This window comes from Promicromonospora sp. CA-289599 (assembly GCF_050936155.1).
Taxonomy (GTDB): Bacteria; Actinomycetota; Actinomycetes; order Actinomycetales; family Cellulomonadaceae; genus Promicromonospora.
The window spans coordinates 4,921,739-4,944,634 of record NZ_JBNJNI010000001.1 but is presented as its reverse complement, the minus strand read 5'-3'; the positions used below and the strand labels follow the sequence as shown (position 1 = coordinate 4,944,634).

Here is a 22,896-nt window from a genome sequence, read left to right as displayed (position 1 = left end):
AAACCACGGATCGGCGGCGGACCCGATGGGTGCCCGCCGCCGCCGTCGTCATTCCACGGTCACCGACTTGGCCAGGTTCCGCGGCTTGTCGACGTCGTGCCCGAGGGTGAGGGCCGCGTGGTACGCCAGCAGTTGCAGCGGCACCGTCAGCAGCACCGGGTCGAGCTCCCGTTCGCTGCGCGGCACGTCGATCCGTTCCGCACGCAGCTCCCCCAGGTCCACGCCCGGATGCGTGACGACGACCAGCGGCCCGCCGCGGGCGGCGATCTCGTGCAGGGCCGCGACGTTGCGGTCGGTCAGCTCGTCGTCGGGCACGATGGCGACGGTCGGCACCTCGGGCGAGATGAGGGCGAGCGGCCCGTGCTTGAGCTCCGACATCTGGTACGCCTCGGCGTGCCGGTAGCTGATCTCCTTGAACTTCTGCGCGCCCTCGCGCGCCACCGGGTATCCCCGGACCCGACCGACGAAGAACAGGCTCTCGGCGGCGGCGAGCGCCTTCGCCGCCTCAGCGATACGCGCCTCGCCGTCGAGCACCTGCTCGATCTGGGCCGGCAGGTTCTGCAACCCGGCCACGAGCCGGCGTCCGTCGGCGACGGACAGGTCGCGAACGCGGCCGAGCTGGAGCGCCAGCAGCGCGAAGCCCACGAACATCGTGGTGAGCGCCTTGGTGGAGGCGACGGCGATCTCCGGTCCGGCGTGCAGGTAGATCCCTCCGTCGCAGGCCCGGGCGATCGCGGAGCCGACGACGTTGACCAGGCCGATGACCCGGCCGCCCTTGCGGCGGATCTCCTCGACCGCCAGCAGGGTGTCGATAGTCTCGCCCGACTGGCTCACCGCCACGTAGAGCGTGTCCGGCTCGATCACCGGGCTCCGGTAGCGGAACTCACTCGCTGCCTCCGCGTCGGCGGGGACGCGTGCGAGCTCCTCGATGAGGGACGCGCCCATCTGTCCCACGTAGTACGCCGATCCGCAGCCCAGGATCTTGACGCGTCGTACGGCGCGCAGCTCACGGGCGTCCATGTCGAGCCCGCCCAGGTGGGCCGTGGCGAAGCGCTCGTCCAGGCGCCCGCGCAGCGCGCGCTCCACGCTGGCCGGCTGCTCGAGCATCTCCGTGTACATGCGGGGGCGTCCGTCGATCTGCCCGTGCTCGTAGGCACTGGGGTCGACGTCGACCTCGCGCGCCGTGGTCTGTGTCCGCGTCAGGTCGCGGCGGAACGTCGTGAAGCCTGACGCCGTCACGGTCGCCAGCTCGCCGTCGGTCAGGTGCGCCACCGTGGTGGTGTGCCGGACCAGTGCGGCGAGGTCGGAGGCGATGAACATCTCCTTGTCCCCCACCCCGACCAGCAGCGGGCTGCCGTTGCGGGCCACCACCACGCGGTCCGGGAAGTCGGCGTGCACGACGGCCAGCCCGTAGGTGCCCTCGACGGCGTCCAGGGCGTCCACGACCTTGCCCTCGAGCGTGTCGGCGTCCGACCGGGCGATGAGATGCGCGAAGACCTCGGTGTCGGTGTCGCTCACGAGTGCCACACCCTCGTCGGTGAGCCGTGCGCGCAGCGCCGCGGCGTTGTCGATGATGCCGTTGTGCACCACCGCGACCGCGCCGCTCGCGTCCGTGTGCGGGTGGGCGTTGGCGTCCGTCGCGGGGCCGTGCGTGGCCCAGCGGGTGTGGCCGATGCCGACGCGACCGGGCATCCGCTTGGGCAGCACCTCGGCGAGGTCGCGCACCCGGCCCGCACGCTTGGTCACCCGCAGCTGGGAGCCGACGACGGCGACGCCCGCCGAGTCGTACCCCCGGTGCTCCAGCCGGCCGAGCGCCTCCACGAGCAACGGAGCAGCGTTCTGGCCCCCCACGTAACCGACGATTCCGCACATGTCTGTTCTCCTTCAGCCGTAGATCTTCAGCCGTAGATCATCCGGCGCAGCTGCCGCTCGCTGAGCCGGGGCGCCGCGACGACCCGGTGCTCCAGCTCGGCGGCGATGCGCGCGAAGATCTCGGGGTTCTTGGCCCCATGGGTCTTGAGCTCGGCGTGCCGCCGTCGGACGATCTCCTCGACCGGGGTGGCGTAGTACGCCACGACGTCGCCGATCACCCGTGCCGCCTCGGCGGGCGTGAGTCCTGTGGACGCCGCCACGTGGGCGACGAGGTCGGAAGACGTCCTCATGCCGTGAGACTCGCCCATCCGCATCCAGATCAGCAACTTCTTGCCCGATATCGGGCAAGAAGGGGCGCCAGCAGTGTGCTGGCATGCGAAACGGCGGCCGCCCGCTTGTCAGCAGGCGACCGCCGTCGTACGCACCGGCCGGTCAGGCGGCCGTAGCGCGTGGCATCACTCCGACGCGGCGACCGCCAGCGTCTTCTTTCCGCGCCGCAGGACGGCGAACCTGCCGTGCAGCAGGTCCTCGGCCGTCAGAGCCTGGTCCTCGGCGGTGACCTTGACGTTGTTCACGTAGGCGCCGCCCTCCTTGACCGCGCGGCGTGCTTCGCCCTTGGAGGCGACGATCCCCGAACCCGCCAGCAGGTCGACGACGAGGTCACCGGCCTTCGCCGTCACCCGCGGCAGCTCCGACACCGCTCCGGCGAGCGTGCGGGCGTCAAGGTCGTCGAGCGAACCGCGGCCGAACAGCGCCTGGCTCGCCGCGATGACAGCCTCGGTCGCGGCCGCGCCGTGCACCAGGGTGGTGACGTCGCCCGCGAGCGCCTTCTGGGCCTCGCGGGCGAAGGGCCGCTCGGCGACCTCGCGCTCCAGCTCCGCGATCTCCTCCCGGCTGCGGAAGGTGAACACCTTGAGGTAGTTCACGACGTCGGCGTCCGCCTGGTTGAGCCAGAACTGGTAGAAGGCGTAGGGGCTCGTCATGTCGGGGTCGAGCCAGACGGCGCCGCCCTCCGTCTTGCCGAACTTGGTGCCGTCGGCCTTGGTGATGAGCGGCGTGGTGAGCGCGTGGGCGCTCGCCCCCTCGGCCTTGCGGACCAGCTCGACACCGGCGAGCAGGTTGCCCCACTGATCGCTGCCGCCCGTCTGCAGGGTGACCCCACGTCGCCGGTACAGCTCGAGGAAGTCCATCCCCTGCAGCACCTGGTAGCTGAACTCCGTGAAGCTGATGCCCTCGTCCGAGCTGAGCCGCCGCGCGACCGTGTCCTTGGCGAGCATGGTGCTCATCCGGAAGTGCTTGCCGATATCGCGCAGGAACGCGATCGCCGACAGCCCTGACGTCCAGTCCAGGTTGTTCACCATCGTGGCGGCGTTGGGTCCGTCCCAGGTGAGCAGCGGCTCGATCTGGCCGCGGATGCGCTCCACCCAGCCGGCGACGACCTCCGGGTCGTTGAGCGTGCGCTCGCCCGCCATCTTGGGGTCGCCGATGAGCCCGGTCGCGCCGCCGACCAGCGCGGTCGGCCGGTGTCCGGCGTCCTGCAGGCGGCGTGCGGTCAGGATCTGGACCAGGTTGCCGATGTGCAGGGACGGCGCGGTGGGGTCGAAGCCCACGTAATAGTCGACGGTGCCCTCCGACAGTGCAGAACGCAGCGCGGCCTCGTCGGTGGACTGTGCCACCAGGCCTCGCCATTGCAGCTCGTCGAGGATGTCGGTCACCGTGGTTGCTCCTTGTTTCGTGTGGGTACGGCCCGGGCGGGCCGCACGGCGTGCCCTTCGTGGGTCCGCAGGTCCTAGTCTGCCTGACGGCGGTGCGGGGCTCGCCTTCATTCGGCCCGGCACCTACGCGAATCTGGCCTGCGCCTCCGGGCTCACGGGCGTGAAGCAGTTCACCAGGGTGCCGTCCGGGTCTCGCACGAGCAGCGACCTGTTGCCCCACGGCATCGTCGTCGGTGCGGTCACGGTCTCGACCGTGTCGCCGATCCTGGTGAACAGCGCGTCCACGTCGTCGACGAGGAACTCCACGATGGCCGTGCGGTTGTCCGCGGGGCCTGCGGATCCCGGGCCGAAGAGCTGGACCGTGCGGGTGCTGCCGATGGCGAGGGTGCCCTTGTCCGTGCGCAGCTCGGCGAACTCGGGTGACGGCCGGTCCGCCGTGACACCGGTGAGGTGCTCGTAGAAGGCCGTCAGCCGGTCGACGTCGTCGGTGATGAGGCGCACGGAGGCGAGGGTCGTGTGGTTCATGGTGGTGGACCTCCTGGTCGTGGCCACGGACTCCCCGCGGCTCACGACCAGCGTCTCCCTGCTCGGCGACACCGCTCTGTCGGTGTTTCCCGACGATCTTCTCCTCGCGGATCGAGCCGGAGTCAGCCCAGGAGCGTCAAGGTGCGCAGGTCCCCCTCCGGGATCTGGACGTCTTCCGGCCGGACGACCCTTCGGGGCGCATGCTCGCTGGTTGCCGTGACACCGTCGATGCGGTCGAGGCGGAAAGCCCGGATCCCGTCGCGCAGCCGGCACCAGGCCAGCAGGTACCACCCGGTGGACGACCCGACATAGCCGAGCGGCTCGACGTCACGCGTGGTCCCGGTACCCGCACGGTCCGTGTACCGCAGACGCAGGACCCTGCGCGCGGAGATCGCGTGGGCGAGGACCGCGGGAACCGGAGGCACCTCCGGTGGCGCCCCGAGCAGGTGCACACGGCCTGCGAGGTCGTGGGCGGCAGTCGCGTCGTCGTCCCGCATGGCCGCGAGAATCTTGCGCAGCGCCGTCGAACCAGCGGCCGCGAACGGTGTCCCGGCCATACCGCCCAGCGCTACGGCGACGGCGACCGCCTCGTCGGGGCTGAAGTTCACCGGCGGCAGCGTTCTGGCGCGGTCCAGGCAGTAGCCCCCGGTGCGGCCAGGCTCGGCCCATACGGGCACACCCGTCTGCTGCAGTGCGCTGATGTCGCGCTCGATGGTCCGTCGGCTGACCTCGAACCGGCCGGCCAACCACGACGCGCTCCGCGGACGCGGGGAGACGGCTCGCAGCTCCTCGACGATCGCGTACATGCGGTCGGTCCTGTTCACCCGGCGAGCCTATGCGGCCCGTGCGATGAGTTCTGGTGGGCGTCGTCGTCGGACGTTCCATGGAAACGAAAAAGCCTCAGCGCTCAGCCTTCCGGTCAGGCAGGCTGGAATCATGACCGACAACGACATGCCCGGCTGGAAGCGGAACGTAGCGCTGTTCCTGACCGGACAGACCATCTCGCTGCTCGGGTCCATGCTGGTCATGTTCGCCGTCATGTGGCACCTGACCATCGAGACCCGGTCCGGGGCCGTTCTCATGATGAGCATCGTCTTCGGCATGCTGCCGCAGGCGGTCATGTCGATCTTCGGCGGGGTGTGGGCCGACCGGCACTCCCGCAAGCTCCTGATCATGGGCGCCGACACGACCATCGCCGTGGTCACGCTCGGACTGGCCCTGCTGATGGTCAGCGGCATCGACGACCTGTGGGTCATCTACGTCGCGCTGGCCGTCCGATCGACCTTCGCGGGTATCCAGACGCCCGCGGTGAGCGCGATGATCCCGCAGATCGCGCCGACCGACCAGCTGATGCGCGTCAACGGCATCTTCCAGTCGATCCAGTCGGGGATGATGCTGCTCGCCCCCGCCCTGGCGGCCGTGGTCTATGCGTCCTTCGACATCGTCACCGTGTTCTTCGTGGACGCGGTGACCGCGCTCATCGGCGTCGGGATGCTCGCCCTGGTCACCGTGCCCCGCCTGGTGCGGGCCGACGCCGAGGACGGTCCGGTCAGCTACTTCGGCGACCTCGTCGCGGGTGTGCGGTACATCGGCTCGAACGGCCCCGTGAAGTGGCTGGTCTCGCTGTTCGCCCTGGTGATGTTCCTGGTCGGCGCGCCGAGCTACCTCACGCCGCTGATGGTCACCCGCACGTTCGGCGACGAGGTGTGGAAGCTGACCGCCAACGAGCTCTTCTGGGGCGGCGGCATGCTGCTGGGCGGCATCATCATGGCCACCGTCGGTCCGCGGATCAAGCGCCGGGTGCGGCTCATGGTGGGTTCCGTGGTGACCACCGGTGTGCTCGTCGCGGGCCTCGGCTTCTCCACGAACATGTGGGTGTTCTTCGGGTTCGGCCTGCTGATCGGCATCACGTTCGCGACCCTCAACACGCCGGCGTTCACGATCCTCCAGGAACGTGTGGAGCCTGAGATGCAGGGCCGGGTCTTCGGCTTCGTCGGGATCGTGATGACCGTCGCGATGCCGCTGTCCATGGTCGTGTTCGGCCCGCTGGCCGACCAGTACTCCGTGGAGTCGCTCCTGATCCTGGCCGGCGCCCTGCTGGTCGCCGTGCTGGGCGGGATCCTCGCCGTACCGGCCGCTCGGCGCTCCCTGGCGCAGGTCGACGTGGCGCCGGAGCCCGTGGACGACGACCCCGGCTCGCGTGACAGGATTGACGTGTCCCACTGACCTGTCTTGTCCCGCAGACAAGGCTGAGCGTTCGGAAGGTTCCTGTGAGCACCCCCAAGATCTATGCCCTGCACGAGAACCCCGAGTGGTTCCCGCCGTTCGCGGAGGCCTTCGCCGCCGAGGGTGTCGAGTACGTCGAGTGGGTGCTGACGGACGGCGTGCTCGACCTCGACGAGGCACCGCCGGAGGGCATCTTCTGGTCCCGCATCTCGGCGAGCAGCCACACGCGCGACCACGGGCTCACCAAGGACTACTCGCGTGCGGTGCTGTCCTGGCTAGAGGCCTCCGGGCGGCGCACCGTCAACGGCCGCCGCGTGCTGGAGCTCGAGGTCAGCAAGGTGGACCAGCTCACCGCGCTGCGCGCCGCCGGGATCGACACGCCCCGCACCGTGGCCGCCGTCGGGCGCGAGCAGGTGCTGAAGGCCGCGCAGGGGTTCCCCACCCCGTTCGTCACCAAGCACAACCAGGGCGGCAAGGGCCTCGGCGTGCGCAAGTTCGAGTCATTCGACGACCTGGCCGACTACGTGGGCTCCGACGAGTACGAGGAGCCCGTTGACGGCATCACGCTGATCCAGGAGTACGTGGTCGCGGCCGACGGCGGTATCACGCGCGTGGAGATCGTCGGCGGCGAGATGGTCTACGCCGTCCGCGGCGACACGGAGCGCGGCGGGTTTCAGCTCTGCCCCGCCGACGCGTGCGCGATCGACCCGGAGACGGGCCGGCCGGTCCCGCCGGTGGGCGCGACCATCTCCATGGCGCCCGACGAGGACTGGGGCCTGTTCTCCGAGCGCGAGGGCTACGACGACCCGGTGGTCGCCAAGTACCTCGAGTTCACGCGGCGGCACGGGATCGAGGTGGCGGGGATCGAGAACATCCGGACCGCCGACGGCCGCGTCCTGACGTACGACGTGAACACCAACACGAACTACAACAGCGACGTCGAGCGGGGCACCGCGAGGTCGGGGCCGCGCGAGATCGTGCGGCACCTGGCCCGGGTGCTGAAGGAGACCTACCCTGGAGCTGCCGCCCTTCGCTGAGGGGAACGGAAGTGAGGCCGGGACCCCCCGCCGGACGACGGGAGCCCGGCCTTCACGCTGTCTTCAGCCGCGACGGTGGGGCTGAGCAGCGCGGTAGGCGGAGACCGTCTCCTCACCGTCCAGCCAGAGACGCCAGGGATACAGGTCGGCACGGCCGCCGTCGCCGCTCACGCCTACGCGAGGGCCGGTGCGGACGACGACGCTCGGGGTCTCGACCGGCTGGCGGTGCAGCACCACGGCGCCGTCCGGTTCGGTGACGTCGGCGCCGTCCTCGGACAGGTTGATGCCCAGGGCGACCGCCAGGCGCGCCGGGCCACGGGCCAGGTCACGGTCGACCCGCACCACACCCGTGGCGATCCGGCGCGAACGGGCGAGTCGGACGCCGTCGGACTCGGGGCCGCCGAGCACCTCGCCGGCTCGGACCAGCACCGCCGAGGCCTCTCCCTCCGGGCCGCACACCAGGTTCACGCAGTGGTGCAGGCCCAGGTGGCGGTACACGTACAGCCGCCCGGGCTCGCCGAACATCGTCGCGTTCCGCCGGTTGGGGCCGCGAAAGGCGTGCGAGCCGGGGTCGGTGGCTCCGTCGTACGCCTCCACCTCGGTGAGGCGCAGGGAGACGACGCCGTCGGGCGTGCGCGTCGTGAGCGTGGCCCCCAGCAGGTCCCGGGCGACGTCGAGAACTGGTCGCAGGTACCAGTCCCTGCCCGGGACGCTGAGGATGGCCTCGGGAGACTTCATGCCCCGATCATGCACGGACCCGCTAGGCGAACGCGAAGACGGGCGGGAAGATCACGACCACGATCAGCGCCCACACGGCGTACGCCGGGAGGTACCGCGTCTGCCAGCGTTCGATCGGGGCGAACGGCCGCGCGCCCCGGAGGAACCCGGCGGTCAGCCAGGCCGACCAGGCCAGGTGCACCAGCAGCACCAGGTTCAGCCCGAGGGCCGCCACCTTGTTGGCGCTGAACCCGAACTCGGCGATGCGGGTCAGCATCGCGCTCAGGGTGACCGCGTCGACCGCGAGCGCCGCGACCACCAGCACGAGCTGGAGCACGTCGAACAGGCCGGGCGGCGCGAGCGATTCGCGGGCGGAGATCGAGTAGAGCAGCAGGCACAGCACGAGCACGAGGACCGCGTCCATGAGGATGAGCAGCTCGCGGTCGACGTCGAGCAGGCCGCCCGTGGTGGCGAAGACGCCGAGGAACACCAACAGCATCACGATGGTCAGCGGCGTGAAGACGCGGGTCAGGACCGGCGCGATGTTCTCGACGACGTTCTGCTTGGCCTCGACCAGCCAGGCCGCGACGATGAGCGCACCTGGCACGCAGAACGGCAGGATCCAGGACTCGAGGACGGGCTCGAAGTCCACGCCGACCAGGCCGAGGGTGCCGAGGGTGAGCCCGATGAGCACTCCCCCGCCGAGCGCGATGAGGACGAAGTAGATGGCGAGCTCGCCGGTGAAGCGGACGTAGTCCATCCGGCGTGCGTCGGACCGCCATCTGCCGCCGGCGTACGCGACGGCGACCAGCGCCCACAGGGCGACCATCGAGTGGCTCGCCGCGAGGAACAGGGTCGAGCCGTCCGGCTCGAACGGGTAGACGTTCAGCACCACCGCGAGGACGGCGAACGGGACCAGGAGCGCCGCGCCGACCCGCCAGGTGAGCTTGCGCTTCCAGGCGAAGTAGCCGGCGAGGAACGGGAGCACCAGGAGACCGATGTTGCGCGCGACCACCATCTCGTCGGCGAACAGCTCGGTGCCCAGCTTGACCGCGGCTCCCGCGCCGAGGGCGAGCGCCAGGACGACACCGAGCTCGCGCCAGGACCGCGCACCGCCGTCGGACGGTTCGGGGACGAGCACGAGCTGCTTCCACAGCCGGTCGGAGTGCTCACGGGCGAACTCGCGGGAGACGTCGTCGAGGTTGCCCATGCGCTTGACGGAGACGAGGAAGGCCTCGTCGTCGTCGAGCCCGGTACCGGTCAGGTCGGTCACCTGCTCGCGCAGGTGGTCCTCCATCTCCTCCACGTCGCTCGCCGAGATGGCCCGACGGCGCTGGACGTACCCGCGCCACTGGTCGATCTGTGCTTCGAGCTCGGGGTTGGTGCTCATCATGCCCACCCTTCTGCGACGACGGGAGGTCGCTGGACGTCCTGCCACACCTGCTTCAGGGCGTCGGCCACCACTGACCACTGCTGCTGCCGGTCGGCGAGGGTCTCGCGGCCGGCCGGCGTGATCGCGTAGTGCTTGCGTCGGCGTCCTGCCTCCGAGGTGCCCCAGCTCGCCTCCACGTACCCGAGCCGCTCCAGCCGGTGCAGCAAGGGGTACAGCATCCCGTCGGTCCACTGCATGCGCCCGCCGGAGAGCTCGTTGACGCGCTTGACGATCGCGTAGCCGTACGACTCGCCGTCGGCCAGGATGCCGAGGACGAGCGGGGTGGCCGAGGCGGCCACCAGATCCTTGTCGATGTGCATAGCACTCCTATGCCTAGGTCTTCTAGGGTTGGAACCCTAGCAGATCTAGGCCTAGCGGATCTAGGTATTGGTTTTGTCAGTCGGCGGCCGGGATCTCGACCCGCTCGATGGTGACGGGAACCTCGGGAGGGCCGTCGGCGGCGGCGCCCTGGACCCCTTCCGCCCCGACCGCCCTGAGTACGTCGAGTCCGCTCGTGACCCGCCCGAAGACGGTGTACCCGCCGGCGGAGTCCGGCGGTACGTGCGAGTCGGCGAACACCAGGTAGAACTGCGAGCCCATCGAGTCGGCGTCGCCCGTGGACCGCGCCATCGCGAGGGTCCCGGCCGGGTAGACGCCGTCCTCCGGGGCGTTCTCCAGCGGGCCGAACCGGTACCCCGGACCACCGGTGCCGGTGAACGTCGGGTCTCCGCACTGGAGCCCCGAGACCTCACCCGTGTACAGCCGGTGGCACCCGGTCCCGTCGAAGTACCCGCCGTCGGCGAGCGTGAGGAACGAGGCGACGGCGTGCGGGGCCGTGGCACCGTCGAGCTCCAGGCCGATCTCGCCGAGACACGTGTCGAGCACGACCTCCCAGGTGCGACCCTGGGCGGCCGACGCGTCCGGCAGGCTGTACGTCGCCCGCTCCTCGGTAGAGGCCGACGGGCAGTCGGCCGCGGCCGCCACGACGTCGACCGGCTCGTCGCCACGGCCGTTCAGGAGCACGGCGGCGAGGACGGCGCCTGCCGCGACCACGACGACGCCCCCGGCCACGGCGGCCCAGAAGCCGCGTCCACGGCGGGGCTTGCGATCGCCCTGCCCGACGGCAGGGGCCGCCGGGGCCTCTGGCGACGCCGGCGTGGGCAGCTGGGTGGCCGCCACGTTGGTGGGGTCATGGTCATCGCGAGGGGGTGCGTCCACCGGGCCCACCAGGGGCACCGAGGATGCCTGGCCTGCCGGAGAGACCGGGGGTACCTGGGGAACCGAGGGCGTCGACGAGACTGGAGACACCAGGCGCGCCGAGGGCGCCGTCGCGATCCCGTCCCGTTCCGCGATCATCTCGGCGACCGGTCCGGTGAGCCACGGCCGGTTCGACGCGTCGCCGTCGGCCAGACCCTCCAGTACGTCCTCGACGCCCGGCCGGGCGGCGGGATCCTTGGCGAGACACGCGGCCACGAGATCCCGCAGCTCCGGCGGCACGGCGGCCAGGTCGGGCTCGGCATGCACCAGCCGGTAGACCATCGCCTCCATCCTGCCGTCGCCGAACGGGCTGCTGCCCGTCGCGGCGAACGCGAGCACACCCCCCAGGGAGAACACGTCGCCCGCGGCCGTGACCTCCCCACCGAGTGCCTGCTCGGGCGGCATGTACGCGGGTGTCCCCATCAGCACCCGGGACGTCGTGACCGACGCCGAGTCCAGGGCCCGGGTGATGCCGAAGTCGATGACGCGCGGACCGTCGGCGGCGACCACGATGTTGGCCGGCTTCAGGTCCCGGTGCACGAGACCGGCGGCGTGGATCGTCGCGAGACCCTCCGCCAGACCGGCGCCGATCGCCCGCACGGCCTCGACGGTGAACGGGCCCTGCGCGTCCACCGCGGCCTGGAGCGTCGGCCCGGGGATGTAGCTCGTCGCCATCCACGGCCGGTAGGCGCCGGTGTCCGCGTCCACCACCGCCGCCGTGTAGAACCCACCGACGCGACGTGCCGCGGCGACCTCACGCTCGAACCGCCGCCGGAACTGGTCGTCGGTGGACAGCTCCGGGCTCACCACCTTGACCGCGACGTCGCGCCCGCCGCGCGACCGCCCCAGGTAGACGACCCCCATCCCCCCGCGACCCAGGCGACCAAGCAGCCGGTAGGGGCCGACGGAGGCAGGATCACTTGTGCCGAGCGGTTCGAGGAACACCTGTCTGCCTTCGTTGGACGACACAACCTGCGCGGGCAGTCTTCCAGTGCTCTCGACGGGCTGTAAACCACTCGGGCGACGCGACAGCTCAACCCGCACGGGCCAGGCGCTGTGCGGGTCAGGCGGGGCGGCCGAACCCGTCCAGCCGCACGTCAGCGCGTTCCCGGGTCCCCTCGCGCTCGTAGTGGGCCGCTTCCTGCGTCATCCAGCGCAGCCAGTGCTCGCGCGCGTCGGCGCCGTCGCGCTCCAGGCCCCGACGCAGGCGCTCGGCGTCGTCCGCCTCCACCCAGATGCGGAACGCACCCAGCGCGTCCACCTGGCGTGCGGCCGCACCGCACCCTTCCACCACGAGATGGGTGGACGGCGGGACGTCGTGCCACTCGGCCCAGTCGTTCTCCACCCAGTCGTACCGCCGGTAGCGGACGGGCTCCCCCGCCGCCAGCGGGTCGAGGACCCACCGGCGCAGGTTGGCGGCGCCGGCGTCCGGGCCGCCGGCCCAGCCCTCGTAGAGGTCGTCCATGTGGACCACCGGCGCCTCGAACGCGTCGGCCAGCTGGGCGGCCAGCGTCGTCTTGCCGGAGCCGGCCGGTCCGTCGACGCACACGAGGCGCGCGTCGGCGGACCGGATCCGGTCGAGCAGGTCGCCGAGGACGGCGGGTGAGACCGTCACGGCTGGGCCCAGAACCGGTACTCCGTCGAACGCTCCTTCGCCGCTGCGATCTGCTCCCGCACGCGCACCGGGGCGGTGCCGCCCACGGCGTCGCGCGAGGCCAGGGAGCCCTCGACCGACAGGACGCCGCGCACCTCGGGCGTGAGGTGCTCCGAGATCTTGACCAGGTCCTCGTCGGTCAGGTCCCACAGCTCGATGCCGCGGGCCTCGCACTCCTGTACGCAGGAACCGGCCACCTCGTGCGCCACCCGGAACGGGACACCCTGGCGGACGAGCCACTCGGCGATGTCGGTGGCGAGCGAGAAGCCCTGCGGGGCGAGCTCCGCCATCCGGTCGGTGTCGAAGACCATCGTCCGCACCATGCCGCTGAACGCGGGCAGCACGGTGGTGAGCGTCGCCACCTGGTCGAACACCGGCTCCTTGTCCTCCTGCAGGTCGCGGTTGTACGCGAGCGGCAGGCCCTTGAGCGTGGTGAGCAGGCCCGTGAGGTCGCCGATCACGCGCCCGGCCTTGCCACGCGCGAGCTCGGCGATGTCCGGGTTCTTCTTCTGCGGCATGATCGACGAGCCCGTGGAGTACGCGTCGTCCAGCCGGACGAACCCGAACTCCTTGGTGTTCCAGAGGATGACCTCCTCCGCGATCCGCGACAGGTCGACGGCGATCATCGCCGCGACGAACGCGAACTCCGCCGCGACGTCGCGCGAGGCGGTCCCGTCGATCGAGTTCTCGACCGGCCCGCCCTCCAGCCCCAGGTCGGCGGCGACGGCCGCCGGGTCCAGCCCGAGGGACGAACCCGCGAGCGCACCGGAGCCGTACGGGGACTTCGAGGCGCGCACGTCCCAGTCGAGGAACCGGTCGACGTCGCGCAGCATCGGCCAGGCGTGCGCGAGGAGGTGGTGCGCCAGCAGGACCGGCTGAGCGTGCTGCAGGTGGGTGCGGCCCGGCATGGGGGCATCGCCCGCGGCTTCCGCCTGGGTGATCAGCTCGTCCACCAGGTCCAGGAGCTGCCCGGCGACGGTGCGCGCCTGGTCACGCAGGTAGAGCCGCACGAGCGTGGCGATCTGGTCGTTGCGGGACCGGCCGGCGCGGAGCTTGCCGCCCAGGTCGTCCCCGGCACGCTCCAGCAGCCCGCGTTCGAGGGCGGTGTGCACGTCCTCGTCGTCGAGCACCGGGAGGAAGGCGCCGGAGGCGACGTCCTGCTCCAGCATGTCGAGGGCGTCGATCATCCGGGCGAGCTCCGGCTCGGTGAGCAGTCCGGCCCCCGCCAGGACCCGGGCGTGCGCCTTGGAGCCGGCGATGTCGTACGGCGCGAGTCGCCAGTCGAAGTGCGTCGACTGCGAGAGCGCGGCGAGCTCCGGCGACGGGCCGCCGGCGAACCGGCCGCCCCAGAGGGCTACCTTCTCGCCGGTGTGCGCATCGACGGTGCCGGACGACGCCGGCCGCGCGACGCTCTGCCCTGCAGCGTCGTGACCCGCGACGTCCTGCCCCGCCGGGTCCTGAGGTGTGCCGTCGTGCTCCGTCACAGTGCCCCGACCCCCAGGTCCACGCCGTTGCCGAACTTCTCGTCGCGCGCGGCGGCGAGCTTGGCCGTCAGGCCGTAGATCTCGATGAAGCCGCGCGCCATGGACTGGTCGAACGCGTCGCCCTCGTCGTAGGTGGCGAGGTTGAAGTCGTACAGCGACTGCTCCGAGCGGCGTCCCGTGACGGTGGCCCGGCCGCCGTGCATGACCATGCGGATCTCGCCGGAGACGTACTTCTGGGTGTCGTCGATGAAGACGTCGAGCGACTTCTTCAGCGGCGAGAACCACATGCCGTCGTAGACGAGCTCGCTCCAGCGCTGCTCCACCTGGCGCTTGAACCGGGCCTGCTCCCGCTCGACGGTGACGTTCTCCAGCTCCTGGTGGGCCGCGATGAGCGCGATGGCCCCAGGGGCCTCGTAGATCTCGCGGGACTTGATGCCCACGAGGCGGTCCTCGACGATGTCGATCCGGCCGACGCCCTGGGCACCGGCTCGGCGGTTCATCTCCTGGATGGCCTGCAGCGGGGTGACGGCGACGCCGTCGAGCGCCACGGGCACACCCTGCTCGAACGTGATGATGACCTCGTCCGCCACCGGCGGGAACGTCGGGTCGTCCGTGTAGGAGTAGACGTCCTTGGTGGGCTCGTTCCAGATGTCCTCGAGGAAGCCCGTCTCGACCGCACGGCCCCAGACGTTCTGGTCGATCGAGAAGGGGTTCTTCTTCGTCGTCGCGATGGGCAGGTCGTGCTTCTCGGCGTAGTCGATGGCCTTCTCGCGGGTCAGCGCGAGGTCACGCACCGGAGCGATCGACTTCAGGTCGGGCGCGAGGGAGGTGGTGGCCACCTCGAAGCGGACCTGGTCGTTGCCCTTGCCGGTGCAGCCGTGCGCGACGGTCGAGGCGCCGAACTGCCGGGCCGCCGCCACCATGTGCTTCACGATGACCGGCCGGGAGATGGCCGAGACCAGCGGGTAGCGGTCGAGGTACAGACCGTTGGCCCGCAGCGCGGGCATGCAGTAGTCGTTGGCGAACTCGTCGCGCGCGTCGGCGACGTACGCCTCGACGGCGCCGCAGTCCAGCGCGCGCTTGCGGATGACGTTCATGTCCTCGCCACCCTGGCCGACGTCGACGGCCACGGCGACCACCTCGGCCCCGGTGGCCTCGGCGATCCAGCCGATGGCGACGGAGGTGTCCAGGCCGCCCGAGTAGGCGAGCACGACGCGTTCAGTCATGATTGACGATCTCTTTCCGGTGGTGGTGTGTCAGTTGCGATGCTTGTCTGCCTACAGATCTGCCTACAGACAAAGTTTTAGGTGCTCAGCGCGAGGAAGCGACCCGCCAGCGCGGCGCCGTCGGCGTCCCGCGCGATGACGAGGATCGTGTCGTCGCCGGCGATGGTGCCGAGCATCCCCGGGAACACCGAGTGGTCGATCGCCGAGGCCAGCAGGTTCGCTGCCCCCGGCGGGGTTCGGAGGACCACGAGGTTGCCGGACGACTCCGCGGAGACCAGCAGTTCCTTGGCGAGCCGGGTCAGCCGGGCCGACAGGTACTCCTCGCTCGCGTCCGACTGCGTGCTGCGGTCCCCGCCCTCACCCGGGACCGCGTAGACGAGGGTGCCGTCCGAGCCGCGCACCTTCTCGGCCTGCAGCTCGATCAGGTCGCGCGAGAGGGTGCCCTGCGTGACGCTCACGCCGTCGGCCGCCAGCGCCTCGGCCAGCTCCGCCTGCGAGTGGATGGCGTTGCGCGTCACGATCTCGGTGATCCGGGCGTGCCGGGCCGCCTTCGTCGTCGCGGTGGTCGCCGTCTGCTTGACGACCATCAGCCCTGCCCCAGCAGCCAGGTCAGCAGCGCCTTCTGCGCGTGCAGCCGGTTCTCCGCCTCGTCCCAGACGACTGACTGCGGGCCGTCGATCACGTCGGCGGTGATCTCCTTGCCGCGGTAGGCGGGCAGGCAGTGCAGCACGAGCGCGCCCTCGGCGGCGCCCGCGAGCAGGTCCGCGTTGAGCTGGTAGTCCCAGAACGGCTTGGCACGCTCCTCGGCCTGCGCCTCGTCGCCCATCGAGACCCAGGTGTCGGTGGCCACGACGTCCGCCCCCGCGACGGCCTCCTTCGCGGACGTCGTCACGGTCACCGATCCCCCGGTCCCGCCCGCGATCTCGTGCGCGCGGGCGACCACCGCGGCGTCGGGCAGGTAGCCCTCCGGGCCCGCGATCCGCACGTGCATGCCCGCCGTGACGCAGCCCAGCAGGTAGGAGTTGCCCATGTTGTTCGCGGCGTCACCGACGTAGGCGAACGTGGTGCCGGGCAGCGCGTCGAGCCCGCGGTGCTGCGCCACCGTGAGGAGGTCCGCGAGGATCTGGCACGGGTGGAAGTCGTCGGTCAGCGCGTTGATGACCGGCACGCGCGAGACCGCGGCCATCTCCTCGATCCGGTCCTGGCCGAACGTGCGCCACGCGATCGCGGAGACCTGCCGGTCGAGCACGCGGGTGGTGTCCGCGATGGACTCGCGGACGCCGATCTTGGCCAGGTTGCCGTCGACGACGAGCGGGAACCCGCCGAGCTCCGCGATACCCGCCGCGAACGACACCTGGGTGCGCAGCGTCGGCTTGTCCGTGATGAAGGCGACCGCGCGCGGGCCCTCCAGGGGACGCCGGGCGAACCGGTCCTCGCGCAGGGCGAAGCCGAGCTCCAGGACCGTCTTCTGCTCGGCGGGCGTCAGGTCGTCGTCGCGCAGGAAGTGGCGGGTCATGCGAAGTCCTCCGAAAGGGTTGCAAAGAAGCGGGCAGCCTCGGCGGCCTGGTCCGCCGTCAGGATCAGGGGCGGGGCGAGCCGGATCGCGTCGGGCGCCACCGCGTTCACGATGAACCCCGCCTCCAGCGCCGCCGCGGCCACCCGCGGCGCCACCGGCTCGTTCAGCACGATGGCGAGCAGCAGCCCGCGCCCGCGGACCTCCTTGACGAGCGGGCTGCCGTTCGTCTCGATCTTCTGGCGCAGCTGCGCCCCGATCTCCCGCACGTTGGTGAGCAGTGCGTCGCGCTCGATGACACCGATCGTCGCGAGCGCGGCGGTCGCGGCGACGGGGTTCCCGCCGAAGGTGCTGCCGTGCTGGCCGCGACCCAGCAGGCGTGCGGCAGCGCCGTACGCGATCACCGCACCCACGGGGAAGCCGCCGCCGAGGCCCTTGGCGACCATGACGACGTCGGGCACCATGCCGCCGCCGATCTCCGGCTGCTGGTAGGCGAACCAGGTACCGCACCGGCCCATGCCGGTCTGGACCTCGTCCAGGACGAGCAGCGCGCCGTGCGTGGTGGTCAGCCGGCGGGCGGCCACGAGGTAGCCCGGGGGCAGGGGGCGTACTCCCGCCTCACCCTGCACGGGCTCGACGACCAGTGCGGCGACCTCGCCGCGCTCGGCGATCGCCTGGGGCGAGAACGCTGCCTCCAGCGCCGTGAGGTCACCGAACGGCAGGTGCTCGACGCCGCCGGGGAGCGGCTCGAACGGTTCCCGGTAGGCGGCCTTCGCGGTGAGCGCGAGGGCACCCATCGACCGGCCGTGGAAGCCGCCCTCAAGCGCGAGCACCCGCGTGCGGGTACCCACACCGGACGACGACGCGACCCGGCGCGTCATCTTGAACGCCGCCTCGACCGCCTCGGTGCCGGAGTTGGTCAGGAACACTCGCGAGCCCTCGGGCGCCTCGGCGATCCGCAGCAGCGTCTCGGCCAGCGCGATCTGGGCGGGCGTGCCGAAGAAGTTGGAGACGTGGCCGAGCGTGCCGAGCTGGGCGCTGATCGCGGCGGTGAGCGTCGGGTGCGCGTGGCCGAGCGCGTTCACGGCGATACCCGCGAGCAGGTCGAGGTACCGCTTGCCGTCCGCGTCCCACACGTGAGCGCCCTCGCCGCGCACCAGGACGCGCTGCGGCGGGCCGAACGTGTCCATCACCGCGCCCGTGTACCGCTCGGTCCAGGCTGCGACGGAGCCGTTCGCGGACAGGTCCGAGCCGCCCTCGGTGGGGGTCAGCGTGCTCATGCCGTGGCACCTTCCTTCTGGGCGGACGGCGCTGGAACGACCATCGTCCCGTTGCCTCGCGTGGTGAAGACCTCCAGCAGCACGCTGTGCGGCTGGCGCCCGTCGATGACCGTCGCGGCGGCCACCCCGCCCTCGACCGCGCGCAGGCACGCCTCCATCTTCGGCACCATCCCGGACTCCAGGCTGGGCAGCAGCTCGGCCAGCTCCGGCGCCGTGATCCGCTCCACGAGCGAGCCCTTGTCGGGCCAGCTCGTGTACAGACCCTCGACGTCGGTCAGGACGATGAGCTTCTTGGCGCCCAGGGCCACCGCGAGCGCCGAGGCCGCGGTGTCCGCGTTGACGTTCAGCACCTGGGTGGGGTCGTCCTTGTCGGGCGCGATGGTGGACACCACGGGGATGCGGCCGGCCTGCAGCAGGTCCTCGACGGCGCGCGGGTCCACCTGGACGACGTCGCCCACGAGGCCGACGTCGACGGGCTCGCCCCCCACGATGGCGTGGCGGCGCTCGGCGCCGAGCAGGCCGCCGTCCTCCCCCGAGAGGCCGACGGCGACGGGGCCGTGCGCGTTGATCAGGCCCACGAGCTCCCGGCTGACCTGGCCGGTCAGGACCATGCGCACCACCTCCATCGCCTCCGGCGTGGTGACGCGCAGGCCGCCCTTGAACTCCGAGGCGATACCGAGCCGGTCGAGCATGGCGTTGATCTGCGGTCCCCCGCCGTGCACGACGACGGGCCGCAGCCCCACCTGCCGCAGGAACACCATGTCCTGCGCGAACGCCGCCTTGAGCTCGGCGTCGAGCATCGCGTTGCCGCCGTACTTGACGACGACGAGCGCGCCGGAGAACTCCTGCAGCCAGGGCAGGGCCTCGATCAGCACCTCCGCCTTCTGGTCGGGCCGCAGCCCGTTGACGATGTCGCTGCTCATGAGCTGTACGCGCTGTTCTCGTGGACGTAGTCGTGTGTGAGGTCGTTGGTCCAGAGCGTGATCTCGGCGTCGCCGGCGTGCAGGTCGATGGTGAACGTGACGTCGCGCGACGCGGCCATGTCGACCTTCTCCGGCGGCTCGTGCGCACCGCCCGCCTTGCAGACCAGGACGCCGTTGACGCTCACGTCGAGCTCGGCGGGGTCGAAGGGCGCGACCTCCTCGGGCACCGTGCCGACCTGGGAGAGGATGCGGCCCCAGTTGGGGTCGTTGCCGAAGACCGCGGCCTTGACCAGGTTGGACCGGCTCACGGCGCGGGCCACGGCCAGTGCGGCGTCCTCGGTGGTCGCGTTCGTGACGGTGATGGCGATGTCGTGGGACGCGCCCTCGGCGTCGGCGATGAGCTGGCGGGCCAGGTCGGCGCAGATGGCCGTGACGGCCTCGGTGAGCACGTCGAGGTCCGGCGTCACGCCGGAGGCGCCCGACGCCATCAGGACCACGGTGTCCGAGGTGGACATGGCGCCGTCGGAATCGACGCGGTCGAACGTGACCCGGGTCGCGGCGCGCAGCGCCGAATCGGCGTCGGCAGCCGGGACGACGGCGTCCGTGGTGATCACGCACAGCATGGTCGCCAGCGCCGGGGCGAGCATGCCGGCGCCCTTGGCCATGCCGCCCACGGTGAACGTGCCCACCGGCGTCTCGACCGTGCGGACCGCCGTCTTGGACACGGTGTCGGTGGTCATGATGGCGGTGGCGGCGGCCTGCCCCGCTGCGGCGTCGGCCGCGAGGGCGTTCACCGCGACGGGGACGCCCGCGAGCAGCTTGTCCGCGGCGAGGCGCACACCGATCAGGCCGGTCGAGGCCACGAGCACGTCGATCGCGCCGATCCCGAGCTCGTCCGCGACCTTCTCCGCGGTGGCGTGCGCGTCCTGGAACCCGCCGGGGCCGGTGCACACGTTGGCGCCGCCGGAGTTCAGCACGACTGCGCGCGCGACGCCGTCCTTGACCGCCTGGCGCGACCACATGACCGGCGCGCCGACCACGCGGTTGCTCGTGAACACCGCGGCGGCGGCGAACTCGGGACCGTCGTTGACGACGAGCGCCAGGTCCGGCGTGCCGGACGCCTTGAGGCCTGCGGTGACGCCGGCGGCCCGGAACCCCTGCGCCGCGGTGACCCCCGCTGCGGTGTCGGTCATGGCGCGACTCCTTCGGTGATGAGGCCGGCGGTCTCCCGCAGGCCGAGGGCGAGGTTCATGGACTGGATCGCGGCGCCGGCGGTCCCCTTGACGAGGTTGTCGATGGCGGTGACGGTGACGACCCGGCGGGCAGCGGCGTCGACCGCCACCTGCACGCACGCCGTGTTGGCGCCCAGCGTCATCGCGGTGCTGGGCCACTGGCCCTCCGGGAGCAGGTGCACGAACGGCTCGTCGGCGTAGGCGGCCTCCCACGCGGCGCGGACCTGCTCCGGGTCGACGCCCTTGGCCAGCGGGGCCGTCGCGGTCGCGAGGATGCCCCGCGCCATCGGCACGAGGGTGGGCGTGAAGCTGATGGTCACCTCGGGTGCGCCGGCGGCCCGCAGGTTCTGCTGGATCTCCGGGATGTGCCGGTGCGTGCCGCCCACCGCGTACGGCTGTGCGGAGCCGAGCGCCTCGCTCGCCAGGAGGTGCGGCTTGAGCGCCTTGCCCGCGCCCGAGTAGCCGTTGGCCAGCACGGCGACGATGTCCGTCGGCTCGACGACGCCGGCCGCGACACCGGGCTGCAGGCCGAGCGTGACCGCCGTGACGTTGCAGCCGGGCACCGCGATACGGCGCGCGCCGGCCAGTTTGTCGCGCTGCCGGGCGGCCGTGGCTACGTCGGCGCCGGGCGCCTCGGCGTGGATCAGCTCGGGCAGGCCGTAGGGCCAGGTCCCCGCGTGCGCGGAACCGTAGAACTGCTCCCAGTCGCTCGCGGACTCCAGCCGGTGGTCGGCGCCCAGGTCGATGACCAGGACGTCGTCCGGGAGCTCTGCCGCGACCTTCCCCGACGCGCCGTGCGGCAGACCGAGCAGCACCACGTCGTGCCCGCCCAGCGTGTCCGGCGTGGTCGGTTCCAGGATGCGGTTCGCGAGGCCGCGCAGGTGCGGCTGGACCTCGCCGAGGCTCGACCCGGCGTTCGAGTGGGCGGTGAGCGTGCCGATCTCGACGAAAGGGTGGGCCGCGAGGAGGCGCAGGGCCTCCCCTCCCGCATAACCGGACGCGCCGGCGACGGCGACTCGGATGAGCTGGCTGCTGGACATATTCCGTACTATACATAGTTATGCAGTGCTGTCACAGTCGGTCGGTGATGCGGGCGTCGGCTGCTGGACCGCTCCGGCGGGCGGGTGAATCCGTGACAGACCCTTCGGGGCCAAATACGCTGCGGGGGCGCAACTCGCCTGCCTGCCCCGAGAGGACTGCCAGACCACATGGCTCGCCCGAATCGCCCGACGTCTACGTTCGGCATCATCGCCTGTACCGCTCTGGCGGTTGTCCTGTCTGGCTGTTCCGGGCAGGACGACGTGACGCCAGCGGCATCCCCGACCACATCTGTGTCTGCGTCCGCATCACCGACGCCCACGAACCCGGCCAAGGCCGCGAAGCAGGAGCGAATCGCTGACGCCCTGCGGCGGTACGAGGAGTACCGCGATATCGACGAGAAGCACCAGAAGGCCGGCACCAACGGCTACGACGACGTCGCGCTCTACCTCGGACACCCCGACATCCACTCCAACGAGGAGATGAAGTGGGACTTCATCGTCGAGCACGGCTACAAGCTGGTCGGGGACATCAAGCCGATCGCCTCCGTGATCGATTCCGAGTACGACGGGGATCCACTTGCGGACACCATCAGCGGTCACCGGGTACGCCTGCGCCTCTGCATTGACTCAACCGGATTCGACATCGTCGATCCCGATGGAAAGGTCCTGCCGAATGAACGGCAGGGCAGGTATGTCAGAGAAGTGGTAATGCAGGGGCAGCCCAGCGAACTGTGGACGATCAATGAGACCACCTCCACGAAGAAGGAGTGCTGAAGTGGGCCGGCCTCTTCTCGTGGGCATCCCCCAGCCGATCACTGTGCTGGCCCTTAGCGTCGCGATGGTGCTTGCCACCGCAATCATCCCAGCGGCTCGTGCCGGCGAGCCCGATGCGCCGGGGCGCGGGTCGGGGAACTGCAGGCCCACGGAGGACGGATGGGTTTGCGAAGGTGACGAGCCCGGATCACCTGACGATTCGTCGCCCGGCGGCACGACTCCCGTCAAGGGCGACAAGCCAGTCTGCAAGGACGACGTCAGAGAGGTCCCCTGCACAGACCGGGACGGCGGCCTATGGAACGGTCGCTGCTACGCGACCGTCGTAGACCCGCCACCAGTCAAGACGAATCCCATCTGGGCAGGGCACGACGACGGCGTCATCATGACCTGCCTCTTACGCAGCGGAGACTGTGACCAGTCTGCCGGGGATCACCTACCCATCGCGGACTGCACGCAACGCTGGTGGGCCGCTGCCCCCGAAGGAAGCATCGACGTCGAGCAGATCGCCCGCGACGCGTTCGCCCGGGCCAACCCGACCAAGATCACCATCGGGATCGTGCCCGAGAATCAGCCCGACCGCGTCGGACTGGTCGGGATGCCCGTGTGGATGTGGGTCCAGGAGCCCGGCATCCAGACCACCGGGCCGCTCACCGCTACCGCACCCGCAGGCGGCGCGACGGTCACCTCGACCGGACGAGTAGCGCGCATCGACTGGAACATGGGCGACGGGACCACCGTGACCTGCCGGGGCGCAGGCACCCCCTACCAGGACAGCTTCGGCAAGAAGGAATCTCCGGACTGCGGCCACGTCTACAAGAAGCAGGGCAACCCCTACGCCGTGACGGCCACGTCCCACTGGGTAGTCGATTGGCACGGAGCCGGCCAGTCCGGCACCTTCACCCTGGACCTCACCAACGAGACCCAGATCGTCGTCGGCGAAGCCCACGTCATCACGCAGTAGACGGTGGCCGGACGACCCGAGTGGAGGT

At 71.1% G+C, this 22,896-nt stretch carries 22 protein-coding genes; 4 read left to right on the top strand and 18 right to left on the bottom strand.

Features of this window, described 5'->3' with window-relative positions; all coding sequences use genetic code 11:
* Positions 1-48: 48 nt before the first annotated feature.
* The 5 genes from glmS to ACQEVI_RS21980 form a co-directional block, all read right to left on the bottom strand.
* Positions 49-1,872 (bottom strand): glutamine--fructose-6-phosphate transaminase (isomerizing), encoded by a 1,824-nt coding sequence (gene glmS, locus ACQEVI_RS22000; protein WP_432902820.1) that lies wholly within the window; start codon positions 1,870-1,872, stop codon positions 49-51.
* A 26-nt stretch (positions 1,873-1,898) separates the two neighbouring features.
* The gene (locus ACQEVI_RS21995) at positions 1,899-2,162 is read right to left on the bottom strand and encodes a hypothetical protein (protein ID WP_116674681.1); all 264 of its coding nucleotides are present in this window, start codon (positions 2,160-2,162) and stop codon (positions 1,899-1,901) included.
* Positions 2,163-2,327: 165 nt separating this feature from the next.
* Positions 2,328-3,587, bottom strand: coding sequence for a tyrosine--tRNA ligase (gene tyrS / locus ACQEVI_RS21990; RefSeq protein WP_432902817.1), 1,260 nt, complete (start codon positions 3,585-3,587; stop codon positions 2,328-2,330).
* 123 nt (positions 3,588-3,710) lie between these two features.
* Positions 3,711-4,112 carry a VOC family protein gene (locus ACQEVI_RS21985; protein WP_432902814.1) on the bottom strand — a complete coding sequence of 134 codons (402 nt, stop codon included), beginning with the start codon at positions 4,110-4,112 and terminating at the stop codon, positions 3,711-3,713.
* A gap of 122 nt (positions 4,113-4,234) precedes the next feature.
* A complete protein-coding gene (locus tag ACQEVI_RS21980) occupies positions 4,235-4,936 on the bottom strand; it encodes a helix-turn-helix transcriptional regulator (protein ID WP_432902811.1) in 702 nt (233 codons plus the stop codon).
* 112 nt (positions 4,937-5,048) lie between these two features.
* Between ACQEVI_RS21980 and ACQEVI_RS21975 the strand changes: the two genes are divergently transcribed.
* Positions 5,049-6,338, top strand: a complete 1,290-nt coding sequence (locus ACQEVI_RS21975) for an MFS transporter (RefSeq protein ID WP_432902808.1) — start codon at positions 5,049-5,051, stop codon at positions 6,336-6,338.
* A 44-nt stretch (positions 6,339-6,382) separates the two neighbouring features.
* On the top strand, positions 6,383-7,375 hold the full coding sequence (locus tag ACQEVI_RS21970) for an ATP-grasp domain-containing protein (RefSeq protein WP_432902805.1): 993 nt from the start codon (positions 6,383-6,385) through the stop codon (positions 7,373-7,375).
* A 63-nt stretch (positions 7,376-7,438) separates the two neighbouring features.
* Here ACQEVI_RS21970 and ACQEVI_RS21965 read toward each other — a convergent pair whose 3' ends face one another.
* The 13 genes from ACQEVI_RS21965 to argC form a co-directional block, all read right to left on the bottom strand.
* Positions 7,439-8,113: a DNA-3-methyladenine glycosylase gene (locus tag ACQEVI_RS21965; RefSeq protein WP_432902802.1), complete on the bottom strand. Its 675-nt coding sequence runs from the start codon at positions 8,111-8,113 to the stop codon at positions 7,439-7,441.
* A 22-nt stretch (positions 8,114-8,135) separates the two neighbouring features.
* The gene (locus ACQEVI_RS21960; protein ID WP_432902799.1) at positions 8,136-9,482 is read right to left on the bottom strand and encodes a permease prefix domain 1-containing protein; all 1,347 of its coding nucleotides are present in this window, start codon (positions 9,480-9,482) and stop codon (positions 8,136-8,138) included.
* Positions 9,482-9,844: a PadR family transcriptional regulator gene (locus ACQEVI_RS21955; protein ID WP_432902796.1), complete on the bottom strand. Its 363-nt coding sequence runs from the start codon at positions 9,842-9,844 to the stop codon at positions 9,482-9,484. Before ACQEVI_RS21955 ends, ACQEVI_RS21960 begins: the two co-directional genes overlap by 1 nt.
* A 76-nt stretch (positions 9,845-9,920) precedes the next feature.
* Entirely contained in the window at positions 9,921-11,726 is a 1,806-nt protein-coding gene (locus ACQEVI_RS21950; protein ID WP_432902794.1) for a protein kinase domain-containing protein, read from the bottom strand.
* Positions 11,727-11,844: 118 nt separating this feature from the next.
* Positions 11,845-12,396: a uridine kinase family protein gene (locus ACQEVI_RS21945; RefSeq protein WP_432902791.1), complete on the bottom strand. Its 552-nt coding sequence runs from the start codon at positions 12,394-12,396 to the stop codon at positions 11,845-11,847.
* Positions 12,393-13,919, bottom strand: coding sequence for an argininosuccinate lyase (argH, locus tag ACQEVI_RS21940; protein WP_432902788.1), 1,527 nt, complete (start codon positions 13,917-13,919; stop codon positions 12,393-12,395). Before argH ends, ACQEVI_RS21945 begins: the two co-directional genes overlap by 4 nt.
* Positions 13,916-15,145: an argininosuccinate synthase gene (locus ACQEVI_RS21935; protein ID WP_432902785.1), complete on the bottom strand. Its 1,230-nt coding sequence runs from the start codon at positions 15,143-15,145 to the stop codon at positions 13,916-13,918. Before ACQEVI_RS21935 ends, argH begins: the two co-directional genes overlap by 4 nt.
* 77 nt (positions 15,146-15,222) lie before the next feature.
* Positions 15,223-15,732, bottom strand: a complete 510-nt coding sequence (locus ACQEVI_RS21930) for an arginine repressor (RefSeq protein WP_432902782.1) — start codon at positions 15,730-15,732, stop codon at positions 15,223-15,225.
* On the bottom strand, positions 15,732-16,661 hold the full coding sequence (argF, locus tag ACQEVI_RS21925) for an ornithine carbamoyltransferase (RefSeq protein WP_432902780.1): 930 nt from the start codon (positions 16,659-16,661) through the stop codon (positions 15,732-15,734). Before argF ends, ACQEVI_RS21930 begins: the two co-directional genes overlap by 1 nt.
* The gene (locus tag ACQEVI_RS21920; RefSeq protein ID WP_432902777.1) at positions 16,658-17,938 is read right to left on the bottom strand and encodes an acetylornithine transaminase; all 1,281 of its coding nucleotides are present in this window, start codon (positions 17,936-17,938) and stop codon (positions 16,658-16,660) included. Before ACQEVI_RS21920 ends, argF begins: the two co-directional genes overlap by 4 nt.
* The gene (gene argB, locus ACQEVI_RS21915) at positions 17,935-18,861 is read right to left on the bottom strand and encodes an acetylglutamate kinase (protein ID WP_432902774.1); all 927 of its coding nucleotides are present in this window, start codon (positions 18,859-18,861) and stop codon (positions 17,935-17,937) included. Before argB ends, ACQEVI_RS21920 begins: the two co-directional genes overlap by 4 nt.
* Entirely contained in the window at positions 18,858-20,054 is a 1,197-nt protein-coding gene (gene argJ, locus ACQEVI_RS21910; RefSeq protein WP_432902772.1) for a bifunctional glutamate N-acetyltransferase/amino-acid acetyltransferase ArgJ, read from the bottom strand. The genes argB and argJ overlap by 4 nt, the downstream gene beginning before the upstream one ends.
* Positions 20,051-21,133 (bottom strand): N-acetyl-gamma-glutamyl-phosphate reductase, encoded by a 1,083-nt coding sequence (gene argC / locus ACQEVI_RS21905; protein WP_432902769.1) that lies wholly within the window; start codon positions 21,131-21,133, stop codon positions 20,051-20,053. Before argC ends, argJ begins: the two co-directional genes overlap by 4 nt.
* 168 nt (positions 21,134-21,301) lie before the next feature.
* On the opposite strand from argC, the gene ACQEVI_RS21900 reads away from it, so the two are divergent.
* Entirely contained in the window at positions 21,302-21,907 is a 606-nt protein-coding gene (locus tag ACQEVI_RS21900) for a hypothetical protein (protein ID WP_432902767.1), read from the top strand.
* A gap of 382 nt (positions 21,908-22,289) precedes the next feature.
* Positions 22,290-22,868 carry a hypothetical protein gene (locus tag ACQEVI_RS21895; RefSeq protein ID WP_432902764.1) on the top strand — a complete coding sequence of 193 codons (579 nt, stop codon included), beginning with the start codon at positions 22,290-22,292 and terminating at the stop codon, positions 22,866-22,868.
* The last annotated feature ends 28 nt before the right edge of the window (positions 22,869-22,896 follow it).